Here is an 18555-nt window from a genome sequence, read left to right on the forward strand (position 1 = left end):
GTCAGCTTGGGCTCCGTCACTTGGCTAATAATGATGGAAGAAGAGCAATGCTCCCAGCGATGACCAAAGTAGCCCCCGCAATTGCGATTATGGCGGCAGCCACCGTGCTCGGCGGATGTGCGACCAAATCCTATGTGCGCGAACAGGTGGCCCCAGTGGCGCAGCGCGTCGACGCGATCGAGACCCAGCTCCAGGCGACCGACAGCACCGCCAAGCAGGCGCTGGCCGAAGCGCAGGCCGCATCGGGCATGGCGCAGCAGAACGGGCAGCGGCTCGACCAGCTGAACGGCCGGGTCGACGGTGTCGAGCAGCGGATGATGCAGCAGGAAAGTCGGGGCAAGCGCCCGCGCCACTGAGGCCGTGGGCGTCAGCCGCCGCATCTTGCGCAATGACTGACATGGTGGCTGCCCGATGGCGGGCGGCCACCCTTCACCTGGGAACGGATGATCAAGACGTTTTTGATGGGTGCCGCTGCGGCGCTGACGATTACTGGCACAATGATCGGGACGACGACGGGGGCGCACGCCGCACCGAAGAAGGCGTCCGCCGGCAAGGCCAAGAAGGCGCGCGCCGCGGCGAAGCCGGCGGCTGCCTCTGCCGCGCCGGTCGAGATCAATCCGTCCGCCGAGGCGCGGCTGGTCGCGTCCTGGGTTCTCGCCTCCGGCGACAATCGCAAGCTCCCCTATGTCGTCCTCGACAAGAAGGCGGCATCGCTCATCCTGTATGATGCCAAGGGTAAGCCGCTTGCCCAGGAGCCGACGCTGATCGGTATCGCGCTCGGTGACGAGGCCAGCCCGGGCGTTGGCAGCAAGAAGCTGGGCGATCTGGGCCCGGCGGAAAAGACCACGCCGGCAGGGCGTTTTCTCGCCAAGTTCGGCTATGCCTTTGGCAAGCAGCAGGTGTTGTGGGTGGATTACACCAACAGCGTCGCCATTCACCCGATCCCGGCCGACGCGGCGAAGAAGGAGAAGCGGCGCGAGCGCATGCTGTCCGAGACGCCGGATGACAACCGCATCACCTTTGGCTGCATCAACGTGCCGCGTGCCTTTTACGGCAGCAAGCTGCGCCCGTTGTTCCAGAAGGGTGGCGGCTATGTCTATGTGCTGCCCGACAGCAAGCCGCTGGAAGAGGTATTCCCGCGGCTGCGCGTCCATGCGCTGACCCACGGCGTTACCGGGGACGCCGCCACGCCATAACGCTGGCGGCGCGGCGCCCGGCACGTCTTCTTGATCAGCCGCTGATGCCGCTCAGCAGCCCGACTCCCACCACGGCGGCGATCGTTCCGGCAGAACGCATCGCATGGCCGCCTCGCGCGACGACCGTGTTGGTCAGCGCAGCGCCCGCACCAAGGCCGATCGCAAGCAGCGTCGCCGTCCCGAGCAGGAAGCCGCCGGCATAGGGCAGCGCGCCGGCACCGGCCGGCATCTCCGCGCCATGCGCGAACCCGTGGAAGATGGCGAACAGCCCGACGACCCCCGCGGCGACCGCGACCGGCGCCTTGATGTTGAACGCCACGGCAATGCCGAGCAGGATGACGGACAGGGCGATCGCGACCTCCACCAGGGTAGTCGCCGGAGCGGCAAAACCGAGGATGCCGCCCGCCGCCATCGCCGCCAGGAAGGCGAGCGGCAGCATCCACAGCGCCCGGCCGCCGAGCCGATAGGCGAACAGGCCCACGAGGATCATTGCCAGCGCGTGGTCGAGCCCGGTGAACGGATGCATGAGGCCCTGGACGCCGCCCCCGCCGGCCGCCTCATGCCCTGGATGGGCGAAAGCCGCGCCGGGCAGCACGAGCAGGCCGGAGCCGACAAGACGGATCGCATTGTTCAGCGCCCGGGAGGAATTACGAGTCATCCTATCGCTCCATCGATATGCAGATTCCGCGCAAAGATATGACGCACCGCCTCGGCGAACGGGATCAGGGAAAACCGATGCTGTGGGGGAGCGCGCGCGCCGCTAATCTGCCCCGCACGCCGCCGGGCCGCAGCCAGCCGTCACGCTGATGCGTAGCCGGACGCGCTGCGCGGCGCGCCGTCGTGGACGGGGGAGTGCGTCAACGACACGGGACAGGGAGCCGATGCTGATGGTCATCGCAGTTTCCACGGCAGACGCCTTATGGTGCTGAGCGATATCGCGCTGGTCGCGCTGGGCGGTGGCACCGGTTCGTTGCTGCGCTGGCTGGTCGGCAAATTGCTCACGAGCCCGGCCAGGGGCGGCATTCCGTGGTCGACCGTAGCGGTCAACCTGATCGGAGCGTTCGTGATCGGCTATCTGTCGGTGCTGTTCTCGATCGAATGGCACGACCGGTACGGCAGCTTCCTGAAGGCTGCGATCCTGACCGGCGTGCTGGGTGGGTTCACGACGTTCAGCACGATGGAGCTCGATACCGCGAAGATGGCCGGGGCCACCGGGGCTGGTGCGGGTGCCGGCACGGCAACCGGCTATATCCTGGGCCAGACGGTGCTGGGGATTGCGGTCGCCGGACTTGGCGCGGGGCTGGCACATGCGGCGGGCTGAGGCGGGAGCGACTCGCTCGGGCGCGCGCCGGACGGAAGGACGCTGACATGGCGCAGGCGATCATATTGGTCTTCGTCGGCGGCGCGGCCGGGGCGGTGATGCGCGAATTGCTGATGCTGGGCGTGCCGACGGCGCGGGACGGCTTCGTCTGGTCGATCTTCGTCGCCAACGTGGTCGCCTCGTTAATCCTCGGGCTGATAACCGGCCTGCACGCGCGCCAGGCGCTGAGCGCGAAGGCGAACCTGCTGCTAGGCACCGGGCTGTGCGGCGGCATGTCGACCTTTTCCAGCCTGGTCTATGCCACCTACGTCCTGCTCGCCGGATCGGCGCTGAGTGCAGGGGTGGGCCTTGCCTATGTCGGGGCCAATCTGGTGGTCGGATTCGTGCTGGTGCTCGCTGGCGTGAGGGTGGGCGACGTGATTGGCGCGCGGAAGGCGTAGCGCTGAATCGCAGCCGGTTTTCTGCCGCCGCTCACGGACTTGTGACAGGGGGTACGTAGTAAACACAGACGGCGTTGGCGGGGGCATAAAGTATTGGAGCAGGGAACATCAGCTGTTCCGAAGGTTGCTCCATTCGTCGCCAAACAAAGCGACGAAGAGGCGCGCCCAGGCTCTTGAGGTTGGACATGCATCTGACGCCACGAGAAAACGACAAGCTGCTCATCTACATGATGTCGATGGTAGCGCAGCGCCGCAAGGACGCCGGGCTCAAGCTCAATCATCCCGAGGCGGTCTCGCTGATCGCCGCAGCTGCGCTCGACAATGCACGCGCGGGCAAGACGGTGGAGGAGGTGATGGAGCTTGCCCGCAAGACCATCACCACCAGCGACGTGATGGAGGGGGTCGTCGACATGATCCCCTATGTCCAGGTCGAGGCGGTGTTCACCGATGGCAGCCGGCTCGTGACCGTCCACAATCCGATCCAATAGGCCCCCTCCACCACGAAGGACATGCGCGATGGCGGCGAAGACAGACCCCAAGACGCAGACCGCGCCCGTCGGCGGGCTTATCCTCGCCGCGGGCGAAATCGAGATCAACGCCGGCTGCCCGACCACCACGATCAAGGTGCGCAACACCGGTGACCGGCCGATCCAGGTGGGATCGCATTTCCACTTCTTCGAGGTGAACGCGGCGCTGGATTTTCCGCGCGAGCAGGCGTTCGGGCAGCGGATGAACATCCCGGCGACCACCGCCGTCCGGTTCGAACCGGGCGACGAGAAGGAAGTGGTGCTGATCCCGTTGCAGGGCCGTCAGCGCGCGGTGGGGTTCAACGGCCTCGTCAACGGCTGGGTCGGGAACGAGAGCTACGATGCCTTCCGCCCGCGGCTTGCCGACGCGAAGGAGCGGGTCGCGCGCTACGGGTTCAAGGACAAGGCGTGAGCATCGCCGATCCTTTCGCCCCCTCCAGAACAGGCAGCTGAACCATGGCGAACATCTCCCGGCGGCAATATGCCGACCTGTATGGCCCCACCACCGGCGACAAGATCCGGCTGGGCGATACGAACCTGTATATCGAGATCGAGCAGGACCTGCGGGTTTATGGCGAAGAGGTCATCTATGGCGGCGGCAAGACGCTGCGCGACGGCATGGGGTTCGACAATGAACTGACCAGCGCTGGCGGTGCGCCCGACCTTGTCATCACGAACGTCACCATCGTCGATGCGATCCAGGGGATCATCAAGGCCGATGTCGGGATCAAGAACGGCCTGATCTGCGGCATCGGCAAGGCCGGCAATCCGTCGATCATGCCGAATGTGACGCCCTCGCTGGCACTGGGGCCGGGGACGGACGCGATCTCGGGCGAGCATCTGATCCTGACCGCGGGCGGCATCGACGCGCACGTCCACTTCATCTCGCCGCAGCAGGCGCAGGCGGCGCTCAGCAACGGCATTACCACGTTGTTCGGCGGCGGCATCGGCCCGACCGATGGTACCAACGGCACGACGATCACGCCGGGCACCTGGAACATCGAGGCGATGCTGCGATCGTTCGATGGCTGGCCGGTCAATGCCGGCGTGCTGGGCAAGGGCAATTGTTCGACCGCAGGACCGATCGAGGAGCAACTGATCGCGGGCGCGATGGGGCTGAAGATCCACGAGGATTGGGGATCCACCCCCGCGGCGATCCGCTCCGCACTGGGGGTTGCCGACCGGTTCGACGTGCAGGTCTGCATCCACACCGACACGCTCAACGAGGCGGGCTTCGTTGAGAATACGATCGCCGCTTTCGAAGGGCGCACGATCCACACCTATCACACCGAGGGTGCCGGCGGCGGGCACGCGCCCGACATCATCCGCGTGGCGGGACAGCCCAATGTGCTGCCGAGTTCGACCAACCCGACGCTGCCTTATGGCGTCAATTCGCAGGCCGAACTCTTCGACATGACGATGATCTGCCACAATCTGAGCCCCAAGATCCCGACCGACGTGTCCTTCGCCGAAAGCCGCGTGCGGCCGGAGACGATCGCGGCGGAGAACGTGCTGCATGATCTGGGCGCGATCTCGATCATCTCCAGCGACAGCCAGGCGATGGGGCGGGTCGGAGAATCCTGGCTGCGCGCCGTCCAGATGGCGCATCTGATGAAAGCGCGGCGCGGGGCCTATGCGGGCGACACGTCGAACAACGACAATCAACGCGTGCTCCGTTTCGTTGCCAAGGTGACGATCAACCCCGCGATCGCGCAGGGGGTGAGCCAGGTCATCGGATCGGTCGAGGTCGGCAAGATGGCGGATCTGGTGCTGTGGTCGCCCGCCTTCTTCGGCGCCAAGCCCAAGATGGTGATCAAGGGCGGGTTCATTTCCTGGGCGTTGATGGGCGATCCGAACGCATCGCTGCCGACGCCCCAGCCGGTGACCTATCGCCCAATGTTCGGCCAGATGGGGTCGGCGCTGGCGCAGACGCGCGTCACCTTCACCTCGCGCGCGGCGTTCGAGGACGGGATCGTCGACCGGTACGACCTGCAGTCACAGGTGATGCCGGTGTACGCGACCCGCACGATCGGCAAGTCGAGCATGGTACGCAACAATGCGCTTCCCGTGATCGAGGTGAACCCGGAGACGTTCGCCGTGACGGTGGATGGCACGCACGCGACGATCGAGCCGGCGCAATCGCTGCCTTTGACGCAACTGCACTTCTTCAGCTGACCGCGAGAACAGAGATCGACGCCAATCGGAGAGAATGATGATCCTGGTGGAAAAGACGCTCGGCAATGTCAGGGATCAGGGGTGGGAGGGTGCGAGTGTCGAGGATCTCGTTCTCGAACAATGGGAAGCGCCGAAGAGCCGGCTGCGCAAGAATACGCCGAGCGGGATCGAGCTCGCCATCTCGCTGCCGCGGTCCGAGCATCTGCACGACGGCGACGTCCTCTACCATGATCCTGACAATCGCCGGATCGTGGTTGCCCGCATCCCGCTGAAGGAAGTGATGGTCATCGACCTGGACCTGCCGGCGCTGATGCCGCAGGCGGAGATGCTGCGGCTGGTGTTCGAGCTGGGCCACGCGCTCGGCAACCAGCATTGGCCCGCCGTCATCAAGGGGCAGACGATCTACGTGCCGCTGTCGGTCGACCGGAAGGTCATGCTGTCGGTGATGAAGACCCATGCGTTCCAGCATGCGTCGATCCGCTTCGAGCCGGGCGAGACGGTGGCGCAGCGCCTGGAGCCGAGCGAGATCCGGCTGCTGTTCGGCGGCGCGGACGCCACCCCGCACCATCATCATGGCAACGGCCAGGTGCAGGGGCAGGGGCAGGGGCAGGGCAGGGCCCTATGAAGCTCGCGGCGCAGGCGATCGGCCCCGATGTGGGTCGCCTCGCGCGCTTGTTGCAATTTGCCGATTCCACCCTGCCGGTCGGTGCCTTCTCCTTTTCCCAGGGGCTGGAATCCGCGGTCCAGCTGCACATCGTCACCGACGCCGACAGCCTGCGGGATTACCTGACGCTCATCCTCCGGCAGGCGGCCCATATGGATGGCGTCGCGCTGCTCCATGCCTGCCGCGCGGCGGCGCGCGGCGACTACGCGGCGCTGCTGGCCGCCGACAGCGCGCTGTGGATCCGCCGTGTCGGCGAGGAGCAGCAGATGATGCTGGCGCGCATGGGCAAGAAGTTCGCCGAGCTCGCGTCCGCCATCGCGCCGTCGCCGCTGCTGACGCGCTGGCTGGACGATATACGCAGCAATGCGACGCCCGGATGCCTGCCGGTCGCGCAGGGGATCGTGCTTACGGGCCTTGGCGCGCATGAGGCGGAGGCGTTCGCCGTCCACCAATATGGGCTGGCGTCGATGATCCTGAACGCCGCGCTTCGGCTGATGCGGATCGATCATGTCGCGACGCAGCGGCTGTTGTTCGAGGCGCAAGCCGCCACCCACGACCAGTACCGCGGCGCGCGGGCGCTGGAGCTTGAGGAAATGTCGAGCTTCGCCCCCGTGTTCGAAGTCGTCGTTGCCCATCACACCAGGACGCACCTGCGCCTGTTCATGAACTGACCTGTCTAATCAGGAGCATTCGATGAAGAAGATCACGCGCATTGGCATCGGGGGACCGGTCGGTTCCGGCAAGACCGCGGTGATCGAGACGATCACCCCGCGGCTCATCGCGCGCGGTGTCCGGCCGCTGATCATCACCAATGACGTGGTGACCACGGAGGACGCCAAGCAGGTCCGGCGCACGCTGAACGGCATCCTGGTCGAGGAAAAGATCGTCGGCGTCGAAACCGGCGCCTGCCCGCACACCGCCGTGCGCGAGGATCCGTCGATGAACATCGCCGCGGTCGAGGAACTGGAAGGGCGCTATCCCGACAGCGACGTCGTGCTGATCGAATCCGGCGGCGACAATCTGACGCTGACGTTCAGCCCCGCGCTCGCTGATTTCTACATCTACGTCATTGATGTCGCGGCGGGCGACAAGATCCCGCGCAAGAACGGCGCCGGCGTCTGCCAGTCCGACATCCTGGTGATCAACAAGATCGACCTGGCGCCCTACGTCGACGCCAGCCTTGAGGTGATGGACCGCGATTCACGCCTGATGCGCGGCACCAAGCCGTTCGTGTTCACCAACTGCAAGACCGGTGAGGGCGTCGAGACGCTGATGGACATGATCATGGACATGGCGCTGTTCGACGTGAGCCCGCCGGCGACGACCCCAACGACGGCGCCGGCGATGGCGGGGGCGCAAGGGTAGGCGATGGCGCTCCACGAGCAACTGGCGCGGATCGACCGCTACCGGGAACTCGCCGGGTTCCAGACCGAGCCAGCGCAGATGCGCGCGGCCGGGCCGGGCAAGATTGGCGAATTGCGGCTGGGCTTCTCGCTACGCGACGGCCGTTCCGTGCTGCACGACTTGTACCGGGTGGCGCCGCTGCTCGTGCAGCAGGCGCTCTATTGGGACGAGGCGATGCCGGAGTTGCCGATCGTCTCGGTAATCTCGGTCGGCGGCGGCATCCTGCAGGGCGATCGCTACCATATCGCGATCGACGTGGCGGAGGGGGCATCAGCGCATGTCACCTCGCAGGGCGCAAACCGTATCCATCAGATGGATGCCAATTACGCCTCGCAGCATCAGGAGATACGCGCGGCGGCGGGATCCTATCTGGAGTTTCTGCCCAACTTCACCATTCCCTATCGTACCTCGCGCTTCGTCAGCGAGACCGAGATCACCGCCGATGAGACCGCGACCGTGCTTTATGCCGAGATGGCGATGACCGGGCGCAAGCATCACCATGCGCTGGAGCGGTTCGGCTTTGACCTTCTGTCGATGCGGGTGCGCGCACGGCGGCCCGATGGGCGATTGCTGTTCGCCGAGAAGCTGCTGATCGAACAGGGCAATGACACGCTCGACCTGCCGGCGGTGGCGCGGGGCTATGACGCCTTTGCCAATGTGCTGTGCCTGACGCCGCCCGAGACGGCGGCGCGGATCGACGAACGGATGACGATCAACGCCGCGCCGGGCCATCCGCGCGCCATGTCGGGCGTGTCGCGACTGCCCAATGGTGCAGGGCTGATGTTCCGGGCGGTCGGCGTCGAAAGCTATGACGTGCGAGCGGAGGTGAAGCGCTTCTGGACCGTGGTGCGCGAAGAGGCGCGGGGGCGAACGCTGCCCGACGATTTCCTGTGGCAATGACATTCTGAGGGAATGATCATGCGTGGCGAGAACGGCAATTTCATCACGGTCTGCCTGAAGGGGGCCTCACAGGTCTTCTTCATGGAGAATGTGATCACGGGCGCGCTGTTCCTGGTCGCGATCTTCTATGCCTCGTTCGTCAGCCAGTCGTGGGCGACGTCGATCGGCGCGATCGTCGGCGTGATCGTGGCCACCGCGGTTGCCTATATGCTCGATTTCGCTGCCAGTTCGCGCGCATCGGGCCTGTTCGGGTTCAACGGCATCCTGATCGGCGTCGCGCTGCCGACCTTCGTCGCGCCATCGCCCGAGCTGTGGCTATACATCATCGTCGGTGCGGCGCTCACCACGATCGTCACCGCTGCCTTTGCCGCGACGCTGACCAAGAGCTGGGGCGTGCCGGGATCAACCGGCCCGTTCGTGCTGATCGCCTGGTTGATGCTCGCGGGCGCTTACTCCTTCGGATCGCTGCGCGTGCTGAGCGAGACGCAGAAGCTGGCGAGCGATTACCAGCTGGGTGCGGCGTCGCTGCCGGGGTTGGTGGAGGCGGTCGAGATTTTCTTCCGCAACATCGGGCAGGTCTATTTGCTGGGCAGCTGGATCTCCGGGGCGATCATCCTGCTTGGCATCTTCATCGCGTCGCGTGCGGCCGGGGTGGCGGCGGTGGGCGGATCGCTGCTGGCGATGGGGACGGCGTTCGTAATGCGCGCCGATCCGAGCCTGGTGTCGCAGGGGCTGTACGGGTTCAGCCCAGTGCTGGCCGCGATGGCGCTGAGCGTCGTGTTCGTTCAGCCGTCGCCGGTCGTGATCGGCTATGCCGCGCTGGGCGTGATCGTGACGGTGTTCCTGCAGGCCGCGTTCGACCTGATCCTCGCGCCAATCGGGCTGCCATCCTTCACCGCGGCCTATGTGCTGACGATGTATCTGTTCATCGCGCCGCGCAAATTCGCACCGCCGCATCCGCACAAGCCGGTCGTCGATCATGCGCTGAACCCGGCCGCTCACGCGCCTGCCGATCCCACTCCCGAGACGAGAGCCACTGCCGCAACCAATCCATCCTGAGAGCCAAATCCTGAAAGGAAGCGCTGATGAGAGGAATTGAACCGGGCGATACCGCCTTTCTGCTCGCCTGTACGGCGCTCGTCCTCATGATGACGCCGGCGCTGGCGCTGTTCTACGGGGGGCTGGTTCGGGAACGGAACGTTCTGTCGGTGATGATCCAGAACTTCGTCTGTATCGGCGTGGTCGGCATCATCTGGGTGTTCGGCGGCTTCAGCCTGGCGTTTGGCCCATCGATCGGCGGTTTTATCGGTGACGTCCGTACTTATTTCGGGATGCATGGCATCGGTGTTGCGGCCGATCCCACCTATGCCGCCAACGTGCCGTTCATCCTGGTGTTCGGTTATCAGATGATGTTCGCGATCATCACGCCGGCGCTGATGACCGGCGCCTTCGTCGGGCGCATGCGGTTCGGCCCGTTCCTCTGGTTCGTCGCGCTGTGGACGATCTTCGTCTATCTGCCGGTGGCCCACTGGATCTGGGGTGGCGGGTTCCTCTCGCAGCTGGGCGTCGTCGATTTTGCTGGTGGGATCGTGATCCATGCCTCAGCCGGCGCATCGGCGCTGGTGACCGCGATCTATCTTGGGCGGCGGCCAACGGGAGATAGCGGGCCGATTCCGGCGAGCCTGCCGTTGGTTGCTCTTGGTGCCGGCCTGTTATGGTTCGGATGGTTCGGCTTCAACGCAGGCGGCGCTTACGCTGCCGATGGCCTTGCGGCTTATGCCTTCACCAACACCATGCTCGCCGGATCGATGGCGATGCTGGTGTGGATGTTCTGGGAATGGCGCGATGCGGGGCATCCGACATTCTCGGGTGTGCTGGTCGGATCAGTGACGGGTCTGGCCACGATCACCCCCGCATCGGGATATGTGGAGCCGATGTCGGCGCTGCTGATCGGCGCGATCGGCGCGACCTGTTGTTATTTCGCCAAGTACATCCAGTCGTGGCTGAAGGCGGAGGATACGCTGGAGGTGTTCCGCGCGCATGGCATCGGCGGCATCACCGGATCGCTGTTGATCGGCGTGCTGGCAAGCCCGGCGATCAACGCCGTGGCGGCAGGGGGCCGGCAGTTGTCGGTCCAGGCGATCGCGGTGGCGATCGTCGTCATCTACGCCGTCATCATCACCACCATCATCCTGTTCCTGCTCGACAAGCTGAGCAAGCTGCGCGTGCCGGTGGAGGTGCAGCGCGAGGGGCTGGACGAGCCATTCTACGGGGAGAGCGCCTTCGCCTTGTGGGGCATGAAATCCGGCAAGCCTGAATGATCGCGGTTCGTCATCTGGCGGCCGGGCGCCGGTTGCACGCGCCGCCCTATGATCCGCCTGCCCCCTGAGGTGCAATCGGTGATGCCATGGACCTGACGCTCGTCATCTTCTTCCTCGTGTATCTGGTGATGGGGCTGGGTGCGCTGCCGTTCTTCCGGGTGGGGCGCACCGGCGCGGCGCTGATCGGCGGCATGGCGATGATGACGGTCGGCAGCATCACGCCTCGGCAGGCGTGGAGCGCGATCGATTATTCGACGATGGGCATGTTGTTCGGGCTGATGGTGGTGTCCTCGGCCTTTGTCGTGTCGGGTTTCTACGGTTGGCTCGCGCGCAAGGCCGCGGGCTCGAAGATGTCGGAACGTGGCCTGCTCGCGCTGCTGATCGTGGTCGGCGGCGTGATGGCGGCATTCCTGACCAACGATGTCGTCGCGGTATCGATGTGCCCGCTGCTGCTGTCGATCACCATGGCGCGCGGGTTGAACCCGGTGCCGTTCCTCCTCGGCTTCTGCTTTGCCGTCAACACGGGCGCGGCGGGCACGATCATCGGCAGCCCGCAGAACATCATCGCCGCGCAGAAGCTGCATTTGTCCTTCGCCGGCCTGTCCGAGATCACCGTCGGGCCCGCCCTGCTGTCGCTGCCGGTGATCTGGGGCGTCATTTCGATGCTCTACCGCAATCGCTGGGCCCTGCCGGCGGCAAATCAGGAGGCGGGCGCAGGTCGGGGCGCCGGGGCGGAAGCAGCGTCGGCCAAGACGGTGGAGACGTCCGAGCCGCCGCCCTTCTCGCTTGGCGAGACGCTGAAGGCGGCGGTCACGGCGGTCGCGGTGATCCTGGCCTTCATTTTCAGTGACTGGCCGCGCGAGACCATCGCGCTGACCGCGGCGGGCTTCCTGCTGCTCAGCCGCAAGGTGTCCTCCCGGTCGCTGCTGCATGAGGTGGACGGCGATCTCCTGCTACTGGTGATGGGACTGTTCGTGGTCAACGCCGGGCTTTCCGCCACCGGACTGCCGCAGAAACTGGTGACCGACCTTGCGTCGCAGGGCATCAACCTTGCCGACCCGCCGGTCCTCTTCCTGATCAGCAGCGTCATCAGCGACCTGGTCGGCAACAATCCCGCGGTGATGATGCTGGTGCCGTATCTTCATGCCGATGCCGATCCCAATGCTCTGGGCGCGGCGCTGTCGCTGGGGACGCATTTCTCCAGCAACCTGGTCGTGTTCGGCAGCCTTGCGGGGATCATCATCGTCGAGCAGGCGAAGGATCGCGGGGTGCGGATATCGGGCGGCGAGTTTTCCAAGGCGGGCTGCCTGGTGACGCTGGCGACGATGGTGATCGCCGGCCTCTGGCTGTGGATCTGAGCGCGGGGCACCGTGCAGGGGGCACCGAGAAGGGGGCGGCGCTCAGGGAGCGGCGTGGCGCTCGGTCTCGATCTTATCGAGGGTTCGCGTCAGGATGGCGAGCGACGATGCGGTCATGTCATCCGGTCCCGACATGTTGGCCGCCGCACCGGTGGGTGCTGACGTCCCGCGCGCTTCGGCACTCGCAGGGGCACCGGCCGCCGCCTTCAGGCGCTCCCCCAGCGCGCGCATTGCCTGGATCTCGTCCGGGGTTGGTGGATGATGACGGATGCTGCGTTCCAGCCGACGCGCGGTGTAGGTCATGAGTTGCGCCTGCCTCAGCACGTCGCGGCCGGAGGTGAGCATCGTGCCGAACGACCATGCGGTGCGTAGCGGCGCGAAGGCGGTCAGTACGCCCTCCAGCGCATGATCGACCGCGGTTGCCTTCAGCGCCAGCGGGTGACCCTCGCTCCCTTCCGGCGTCTCGGCAGCGGAGAGCAGCAGGTCGCCAAGCGCGGAGAGAAGCGCGTTCATCGCCGTGGTTGCCTGCTGCTGGATGCTGATCGGCAGCAGCAGCAGCGCGGCGAGCATCCCTGACGCCACGCCGACCGCGGTTTCCTCCAGCCGCAGGACCAGCAGTTCCGGGGTGAAGATGCCGATCAGGCCGTAGATTAGTGACAGCGCGATGGTGAGGAACAGGCTCATCGCGACATAGGAGACGCGCGCGATGAAGAAGGTGGCGAAGATCGAGATCGCCAGCGCGGCGCTGAGCCAGAACAGGTGATTGTGGGTCAGCGTCGCGAGCGCGATGCCGATGACGATGCCGATTGCGGTACCCCAGGCGCGGTCCAGCCCCTTGATCGCCACCGCCGCGCCCGATTTTGTGTTGTTGAAGATCATGAACGCGGCGATCACGGCCCAGAACCAGCGCTGGCTGGAAACCGCCTCCCCCACCACCGCGGCGAGCGCGCAGGCGAGCGTCACTTGCAGCGATTGCCGCAGCGTCTGGTCGCGCAGCCATTCCCCGCGTCGCGGCAGGATGCCGGTGGGGGCGGGCGGCGCCTTGGCGCCACCGGCCGCGGTAAATGTCGGCGGCAGCGTGGCGACGGCAGCGTTCAGCGCGCCCTCCGCATCCTGCACGTCCTGCAGCGCCTTTGCGATGCTGCCCTCGTGGTAGTCCGCGGCCTCTCGTTCTCGTCGAGTGATCCGCGCGACCAGCGTTTCGGCCGCGAAATGCAGGTCGAGCAGCCGCAGGGTGATCGCGGTCACGGCGGAATGCTGGTCGGGGACCTCCAGCGGGAGCGACGCCTGGCACGCCCTGATGTCCGCACCGAGCGTGCGCGTGACGAGGTGAAGGTCCGCCATCTGCCTCTTTCCGGCGCGTGGGCTCGCCGCCTTGGGCGGCATGGCGCTGCCGGCGACCCGGCGCAGCTGCTTCGATACGGACAGGGCCGCTGCGACAAGGTGCCTGAACTCGCGCGCCGGATCATCCGGCATGATGAAATGGCGCAGGACATGAACCACCGCGGCGGAGATCACCAAGGCCGCTGCCGCCGACCACAGGTCCCGCTCATCCTCTTGCAGGAAGGCCGCGACCGTCGCGCACATGAAGGCGAACACGCCGACCGCGCGCCAGCGCGTGCCGAAGCGTGCAGCATAGCTGGCGGCAAAGACGATGATCACCAGCAGGATGTTGATGATCCGCAGCGAATCGTGCGCCGCCGCGATCGCTGCGATGGCCACGAACGAGGCGATGACGGCATAGATGCGGGTCTTCGCACGCGCAGATTCGGTCCGGTCGTTGACCTGCAGCGTCCCCTGCATGGTCGCGATCAACGCCAGCACATAGGCGGGGCGGGGCAGGGGATAGGCCTTGCCGATCAGCGTCATGACGCCGGCAACGACGATCATCGACACGACGACGCACCCCGACATGCGCAGGGCAAGGAGCGAGGGATCGACTTCCAGGATCCGCAGTCGGAGCCGTTGAATGCGTGTCATCACGGGCGACTTCATGTTGGGCGCGGCGGCGCCGATCGGGCCAGGTGGACGGCAACAAGAGGGTGCTGCGGGCGAGTGTAACCCGCAGGACATGGAACGAGCGTTACGTGTTTGTCCCACGATGCGCCGCGGCGTCCCGGCCGGGGCGGGCCAGCGCGAGACACACCCGGTGCCGTGACCGTCGGCGCCTAGAATTTCTTCCTGACACCCAGCCGGATCGAGCGGCCGAGCGGATCGATATAGGCGGGTTGGAAGCGGTTGGGGGTGGCGCCGGTTCGGTCGGTGACGTTGATCCGGTCGTTGAGCAGGTTCTCGATCGTGAACATCAGCGACACGTTCCTGGCCCAGGGCTCGCTGACGACCTTGCTTGCGTCGAGCGAGCCATAGGCGACAAGCCACGTCCGGCGCGAGAAGAACAGGTCCGCGGAGGCAAGCTCGCTGCGGATGCGCGTCGCGCCCCTGAGGCGGCCGTAGAGGCCAAGGCTCAGCGGCCCGGCCGTTCCGCGCAGGTCGATCTCGGTCTCCCATCTGGGGCGCCCACCGGTGCCGTCCCGGGTCGCGCCGTCGAGCAGATCGAGCGGGGCGGCGCCCGGCCGCAGGACCAGGCGATTCTCCAGCCGCAGCGTCGTCGTCACGAAGGCGCTGATGGTCGGCCGCGGCTTGGGCGGCGGCGGTGGCGGCGACCCGGCAGGAGCATCGTCGGTCGCAGGCGGCGGTGGCGGGGCCTTGCCGATCGGGGTCGACAGGTTGAACGCGAGCCGCAGCTGACGGTCCCGCTCACTGGCGAGGTTCACCGGGCGCAGGTCGACGCTGACCAGGCGGCCGGCGGGATCGCGGATGAACGCGTCCGGGAAGGCGGCCTGGAACGCCGGCGTCGCGCTGCCGAGGCTGGCGGTCTGGTTGGAGAAGCTTGTGTCGATATAATCGAGGCTGAGCCGCAGTTCCTTGTTCCTGATCGGTGACAGCGCGATCCCGAACTGTGACCTGCGCCGCCGTTCTGGCAACAGCTCGGCGCGCCCACCGGTCAGCGTGGTCACGAACGTGCTGCTGCCATTGGTGAAATCGAAGAAGGGGGTGTTCGGGCTGGTCACCAGCGGGTTGGTCAACAGCGCGATCGCCGGGGGTGTCAGCGCATCGCTGATCGTCGCGCTAAGCTGGACCCGCCGCTCCGGCGACCATGTCGCGCCGTAGCTGTAATTTACCAGCTGTCCGAAACGCGAGACGTCCGTGATGCCGATCATGCCGCTGAGCGCAAACCGCCCGAGGAATGGCAGCACGTCACGGTCGGGCGACGCGATCGGCAGGGCGGCGCTCAGGCTGCCGGTCTTGACGGTTCTGGCGAAACCGACGCGTTGGCCCGGGGTGACGAAATGGTCGCCGCTGCTGCTGGAGCGGGCGAGGTCCGCCGACACCGTTAGTTGAGCATCCCCGGCGGGCAGGCGCAGCAATGGGCCGTTCGCCACGGCCTTGGTGACCAACGTGTCGGTTACGGTGTCGCGGCGATCGACCAGCAAGTGATTGCTGCCGTCCACGGGGATCGGAGCGAGCGGATCTGCGCCGGCCGCCACGGCAGCAATGAATGGATCAAGGACAATTCCCTGGTCGGAGCGCGCCTTGCTGCGGAAGCGATCATAGCTGCCGGTGACGTTCCAGCTCCACCGGCTGATCCCGCCCTGCACCGTGCCGCCAGCATGCAGGTTGAGGTTCCTGTTGCGCTGTCGCAGCGGGATGCCGGGCAGGTAGCGATAGAGCAACACATCCTGCGTGAAGGGCAGGAAGCCGCTGTCACCCGGCACCGGCACGATTGCGGGCGCGAGGCCGTTGAGCCCGCGATGTATCTGCGCCTCCATCGACAGGTTAAGCGACCCGTCGATCGCCTTGCCGATGGGGGACGCGAGGGTGGCGCTGGCGTTGACCATGTCCTGACGCTGCGCGAGCGTTCGAAATGTGCCGATATCGGTGCCGGGCAACGTATGTTCGCCGGGAAGGTAGCCGCTCAACCGCTGTCGGGCGTCGGCATCGAATGGGACCGGTGCCCGCATCACCGGCGTTCGCGCGCGGGCGTCGAGCGCGGGATCGACGCTTCCCCCGTCCACGCCGGTGACGATGCCGCCGGTCGCGAACGGCGCATCGGGATCGGGGGCGATGTCCCGCTCCGACTGAAGCACCGGATTGTGACGGAACATCGCCGCACTGAGCGACAGCCTGCGCGGGCCGTCGATCCGGGTTGCGTTCGCCTCGACATAATTGGTCTCCCCGCCACCGTCCGTCGTAGAGCCGGCAAGCTGCTGGATCAGCAGTCCGCGGAAGTGCTTCTTGGTCACGAAGTTGGAGACGCGCACGGTCGGCGGGAAACCGAACCTTGCCGCCTCGCTTTCCGGAAGCACCTCGGTACGCTCGATCGCCTCCGGCGGCAGCGTGTCCAGCTCGGCAAGGCCGGAGATGCGGCGGCCATTCAACAAATAGACCGGCTCGCTACCATCCACCGACGACGTCAATGGCTTCAGCCGCTCGATCAGTTCCTTCAGGCTGGTCGCGCCGATCGAGCGGATGGCGTCCTGGTCAAGTACCGCAATCGGCGCAACGTCGGCGATCGCAGTTCCGGCGACGCGTCGGCCAAGGATAACGATGTCGCGGTCCGGTTCTGTGCCTTGTTCCGCCGATGCGTCCGCTGGCGTGGCGCTGTGCCCGATCTCCACCTCCTGAGCGGGGGCGACATTCGCAACAAGCAGACAATTGGTGAGGAAAGCGGTTCTAAGATGCCACGTAACCGTGGAGGAGAGCCTGCGGCTGGGACGATCTTGTTTCACTGACCCCCGTCATCATTAATGCGGTTCCGTCTTGGAAGCGCGCCATGATGAGCGGTCGTTGTTGGTGAAAATAAGGCGGGTTTTTCTTATGCTTGTTACGACGTCAGGTGGTTGACTTGGATCATGCTGGCGATAAAACTGGGTCTGCGACGGCGACATCGATGATGGCAGCACCTGCATTACAGCGTGGTGGCGGTGTTCTCTTGCCGAGAAGGCGGACGCGGCCTGATAGCGGCTAGGCACGACCAGCGGCAGGAAGCTCTTGTGCGCCCAGGACTGCTTTAGGCGACGGCGCCAAAGCAACTTATGCTTCAATCACCCGGTCGCCGTGCGCGTTCGCAGAAGTGCCATAAAGAAGGTGGTGCCGCTTACAGGACTCGAACCTGTGACCCCCGCATTACGAATGCGATGCTCTACCAGCTGAGCTAAAGCGGCACGGGCGCTCTGGCGAGCGCGCTGGAAGCGGGCGCCTAGCAGGGGTTTGCGTGGCGCGCAAGTGGCTGTCGCTCACATGGGCACGGCCGAGAATTTACGCGCTTTTTACCATGGTCGTGGCACAAGGCGGGACGGACAACACGTCCAGAGGGATGATGGCATGGATAACCGCGGCTTCGATCGGCCCGGCGCGGACCGGGGCAGTGATCCCACCGATGGGGGTATCGGCGAGGCGACGTTTGCGATCGGCGCCGATGAGCGGCGCATGCACGTGCGCGCGTACAACCATTGGGTGTCGCTGCTGAAGGGCGGTGCCTATCCGCGTATCAGTGACCTTGATCCCGCCGGCAACATGGATTTCGGCGCGCACGGCGTCCTGCTCGATTTCACCGACGGGCTCGACGATCCGGTCATCACCTTCCTGGGCGACGCGCTGCGCGAGGAATGCGGTGTCGATCGTGCGATCTCGCGCATCGGGCAGGTGCCCGCACGCTCGCTGCTGTCGCGGCTGACCGATCATTATCTGAAGATCATCGCCAACCGTGCGCCGATCGGCTTCGAGGCCGAGTTCGTCGGCACCCGCGGCCACAACACGCTGTATCGCGGCATCCTGATGCCGTTCACGTCCAACGGCGAAACGATCGACTTCGTCTATGGCGTGATTAACTGGAAGGAGATCGTCGGCGCCGAGGAGCAGGCGATGCTTGCCGCGGAGCTCGACGCGGCGGTGCGCAGCGCACCGCGCCATGAGGTCGTCGGCGCCGTCTGGGCAGATGGCCCCGGCGCGTCGCGCGGCAGCGAGGCAGAGGCGCCCCCTGCGCGCACCCCGCTGGCGACATTGGCGCTCGACCTGCCCTCGGCAGCCGACCAGATGGTCGTGCTGCTAGCGAAGGCGCGCGGCGATGGCATGTTCGATGTGATCGGCAGCGTCAGTGAGGACCAGGACCTGATCCGGCGGGTATCGACGACGATCGGCTGAACTTTGCTTCCGAAGCCGTTGATAAGACCCCGCGCCACCTAACTG

18 protein-coding genes and 1 tRNA gene are annotated in these 18555 nt (G+C 65.9%); 15 read left to right on the top strand and 4 right to left on the bottom strand.

All coding sequences use genetic code 11. The features are described 5' to 3' along the window. Positions 1-59 precede the first annotated feature (59 nt). Positions 60-356: a hypothetical protein gene (locus tag XM50_RS12385; protein ID WP_164518990.1), complete on the top strand. Its 297-nt coding sequence runs from the start codon at positions 60-62 to the stop codon at positions 354-356. 141 nt (positions 357-497) lie between these two features. Then, a complete protein-coding gene (locus XM50_RS12390; protein WP_443024664.1) occupies positions 498-1196 on the top strand; it encodes a hypothetical protein in 699 nt (232 codons plus the stop codon). A 34-nt stretch (positions 1197-1230) separates the two neighbouring features. Here the strand turns inward: XM50_RS12390 and XM50_RS12395 are convergent, their stop codons facing one another. After that, complete coding sequence (locus XM50_RS12395; protein ID WP_125946637.1) at positions 1231-1854, bottom strand: HupE/UreJ family protein; 624 nt, start codon at positions 1852-1854, stop codon at positions 1231-1233. 261 nt (positions 1855-2115) lie between these two features. On the opposite strand from XM50_RS12395, the gene XM50_RS12400 reads away from it, so the two are divergent. The 12 genes from XM50_RS12400 to XM50_RS12455 all read left to right on the top strand — a co-directional run bounded on the left by XM50_RS12400 (position 2116) and on the right by XM50_RS12455 (position 12306). After that, positions 2116-2517, top strand: a complete 402-nt coding sequence (locus XM50_RS12400; protein ID WP_046409875.1) for a fluoride efflux transporter FluC — start codon at positions 2116-2118, stop codon at positions 2515-2517. A 47-nt stretch (positions 2518-2564) separates the two neighbouring features. Then, a complete protein-coding gene (locus tag XM50_RS12405; RefSeq protein ID WP_046409876.1) occupies positions 2565-2957 on the top strand; it encodes a CrcB family protein in 393 nt (130 codons plus the stop codon). Positions 2958-3142: 185 nt separating this feature from the next. Further along, complete coding sequence (locus XM50_RS12410; protein WP_046409877.1) at positions 3143-3445, top strand: urease subunit gamma; 303 nt, start codon at positions 3143-3145, stop codon at positions 3443-3445. A 28-nt stretch (positions 3446-3473) separates the two neighbouring features. Then, on the top strand, positions 3474-3896 hold the full coding sequence (locus tag XM50_RS12415; protein WP_046409879.1) for an urease subunit beta: 423 nt from the start codon (positions 3474-3476) through the stop codon (positions 3894-3896). A 44-nt stretch (positions 3897-3940) separates the two neighbouring features. Then, positions 3941-5659 carry an urease subunit alpha gene (locus tag XM50_RS12420; protein ID WP_046409881.1) on the top strand — a complete coding sequence of 573 codons (1719 nt, stop codon included), beginning with the start codon at positions 3941-3943 and terminating at the stop codon, positions 5657-5659. A gap of 37 nt (positions 5660-5696) precedes the next feature. Next, complete coding sequence (locus XM50_RS12425) at positions 5697-6284, top strand: urease accessory protein UreE (protein ID WP_046410031.1); 588 nt, start codon at positions 5697-5699, stop codon at positions 6282-6284. Next, positions 6281-6994, top strand: a complete 714-nt coding sequence (locus XM50_RS12430; protein ID WP_046409882.1) for an urease accessory protein UreF — start codon at positions 6281-6283, stop codon at positions 6992-6994. The genes XM50_RS12425 and XM50_RS12430 overlap by 4 nt, the downstream gene beginning before the upstream one ends. A gap of 22 nt (positions 6995-7016) precedes the next feature. Then, positions 7017-7688, top strand: a complete 672-nt coding sequence (ureG, locus tag XM50_RS12435; RefSeq protein ID WP_046409883.1) for an urease accessory protein UreG — start codon at positions 7017-7019, stop codon at positions 7686-7688. A gap of 3 nt (positions 7689-7691) precedes the next feature. Continuing rightward, positions 7692-8627 (top strand): urease accessory protein UreD, encoded by a 936-nt coding sequence (locus tag XM50_RS12440; protein WP_046409885.1) that lies wholly within the window; start codon positions 7692-7694, stop codon positions 8625-8627. An 18-nt stretch (positions 8628-8645) separates the two neighbouring features. After that, positions 8646-9686 carry an urea transporter gene (gene yut, locus XM50_RS12445; RefSeq protein WP_046410033.1) on the top strand — a complete coding sequence of 347 codons (1041 nt, stop codon included), beginning with the start codon at positions 8646-8648 and terminating at the stop codon, positions 9684-9686. A 26-nt stretch (positions 9687-9712) separates the two neighbouring features. Further along, positions 9713-10948 (top strand): ammonium transporter, encoded by a 1236-nt coding sequence (locus tag XM50_RS12450; RefSeq protein ID WP_046409887.1) that lies wholly within the window; start codon positions 9713-9715, stop codon positions 10946-10948. 86 nt (positions 10949-11034) lie between these two features. Beyond that, positions 11035-12306: an SLC13 family permease gene (locus tag XM50_RS12455; protein ID WP_046409888.1), complete on the top strand. Its 1272-nt coding sequence runs from the start codon at positions 11035-11037 to the stop codon at positions 12304-12306. Between the two features lie 42 nt (positions 12307-12348). Here XM50_RS12455 and XM50_RS12460 read toward each other — a convergent pair whose 3' ends face one another. From XM50_RS12460 to XM50_RS12470, 3 genes are all read right to left on the bottom strand, one after another. Further along, positions 12349-14286 (bottom strand): FUSC family protein, encoded by a 1938-nt coding sequence (locus tag XM50_RS12460; protein WP_156167251.1) that lies wholly within the window; start codon positions 14284-14286, stop codon positions 12349-12351. Positions 14287-14474: 188 nt separating this feature from the next. Next, complete coding sequence (locus XM50_RS20125) at positions 14475-16985, bottom strand: TonB-dependent receptor (protein ID WP_052742563.1); 2511 nt, start codon at positions 16983-16985, stop codon at positions 14475-14477. 470 nt (positions 16986-17455) lie between these two features. Beyond that, positions 17456-17531 (bottom strand) — tRNA-Thr (locus tag XM50_RS12470). 160 nt (positions 17532-17691) lie between these two features. Here XM50_RS12470 and XM50_RS20545 point away from each other — a divergent pair. Next, a complete protein-coding gene (locus XM50_RS20545; protein WP_052742564.1) occupies positions 17692-18510 on the top strand; it encodes a PAS domain-containing protein in 819 nt (272 codons plus the stop codon). The last annotated feature ends 45 nt before the right edge of the window (positions 18511-18555 follow it).

Origin of the sequence: Sphingomonas sp. Ag1, assembly GCF_000980895.1 — a bacterium.
GTDB lineage: Bacteria > Pseudomonadota > Alphaproteobacteria > Sphingomonadales > Sphingomonadaceae > Sphingomonas > Sphingomonas panaciterrae.

What these genes read in the sequence shown, in the direction of transcription:
- XM50_RS12420 (WP_046409881.1), top strand. Translation starts at nt 3,941, where the DNA reads ATGGCGAACATCTCCCGGCGGCAATATGCCGACCTGTATGGCCCCACC.
- XM50_RS12385 (WP_164518990.1), top strand. Translation starts at nt 60, where the DNA reads ATGACCAAAGTAGCCCCCGCAATTGCGATTATGGCGGCAGCCACCGTG.
- yut (WP_046410033.1), top strand. Translation starts at nt 8,646, where the DNA reads ATGCGTGGCGAGAACGGCAATTTCATCACGGTCTGCCTGAAGGGGGCC.
- XM50_RS12400 (WP_046409875.1), top strand. Translation starts at nt 2,116, where the DNA reads ATGGTGCTGAGCGATATCGCGCTGGTCGCGCTGGGCGGTGGCACCGGT.
- XM50_RS12405 (WP_046409876.1), top strand. Translation starts at nt 2,565, where the DNA reads ATGGCGCAGGCGATCATATTGGTCTTCGTCGGCGGCGCGGCCGGGGCG.
- XM50_RS12415 (WP_046409879.1), top strand. Translation starts at nt 3,474, where the DNA reads ATGGCGGCGAAGACAGACCCCAAGACGCAGACCGCGCCCGTCGGCGGG.
- XM50_RS12430 (WP_046409882.1), top strand. Translation starts at nt 6,281, where the DNA reads ATGAAGCTCGCGGCGCAGGCGATCGGCCCCGATGTGGGTCGCCTCGCG.
- XM50_RS12460 (WP_156167251.1), bottom strand. Translation starts at nt 14,286, where the DNA reads ATGACACGCATTCAACGGCTCCGACTGCGGATCCTGGAAGTCGATCCC.
- XM50_RS12390 (WP_443024664.1), top strand. Translation starts at nt 498, where the DNA reads ATGATCGGGACGACGACGGGGGCGCACGCCGCACCGAAGAAGGCGTCC.
- XM50_RS12425 (WP_046410031.1), top strand. Translation starts at nt 5,697, where the DNA reads ATGATCCTGGTGGAAAAGACGCTCGGCAATGTCAGGGATCAGGGGTGG.
- XM50_RS12395 (WP_125946637.1), bottom strand. Translation starts at nt 1,854, where the DNA reads ATGACTCGTAATTCCTCCCGGGCGCTGAACAATGCGATCCGTCTTGTC.
- ureG (WP_046409883.1), top strand. Translation starts at nt 7,017, where the DNA reads ATGAAGAAGATCACGCGCATTGGCATCGGGGGACCGGTCGGTTCCGGC.
- XM50_RS20545 (WP_052742564.1), top strand. Translation starts at nt 17,692, where the DNA reads ATGGATAACCGCGGCTTCGATCGGCCCGGCGCGGACCGGGGCAGTGAT.
- XM50_RS12410 (WP_046409877.1), top strand. Translation starts at nt 3,143, where the DNA reads ATGCATCTGACGCCACGAGAAAACGACAAGCTGCTCATCTACATGATG.
- XM50_RS12440 (WP_046409885.1), top strand. Translation starts at nt 7,692, where the DNA reads ATGGCGCTCCACGAGCAACTGGCGCGGATCGACCGCTACCGGGAACTC.
- XM50_RS12450 (WP_046409887.1), top strand. Translation starts at nt 9,713, where the DNA reads ATGAGAGGAATTGAACCGGGCGATACCGCCTTTCTGCTCGCCTGTACG.
- XM50_RS12455 (WP_046409888.1), top strand. Translation starts at nt 11,035, where the DNA reads ATGGACCTGACGCTCGTCATCTTCTTCCTCGTGTATCTGGTGATGGGG.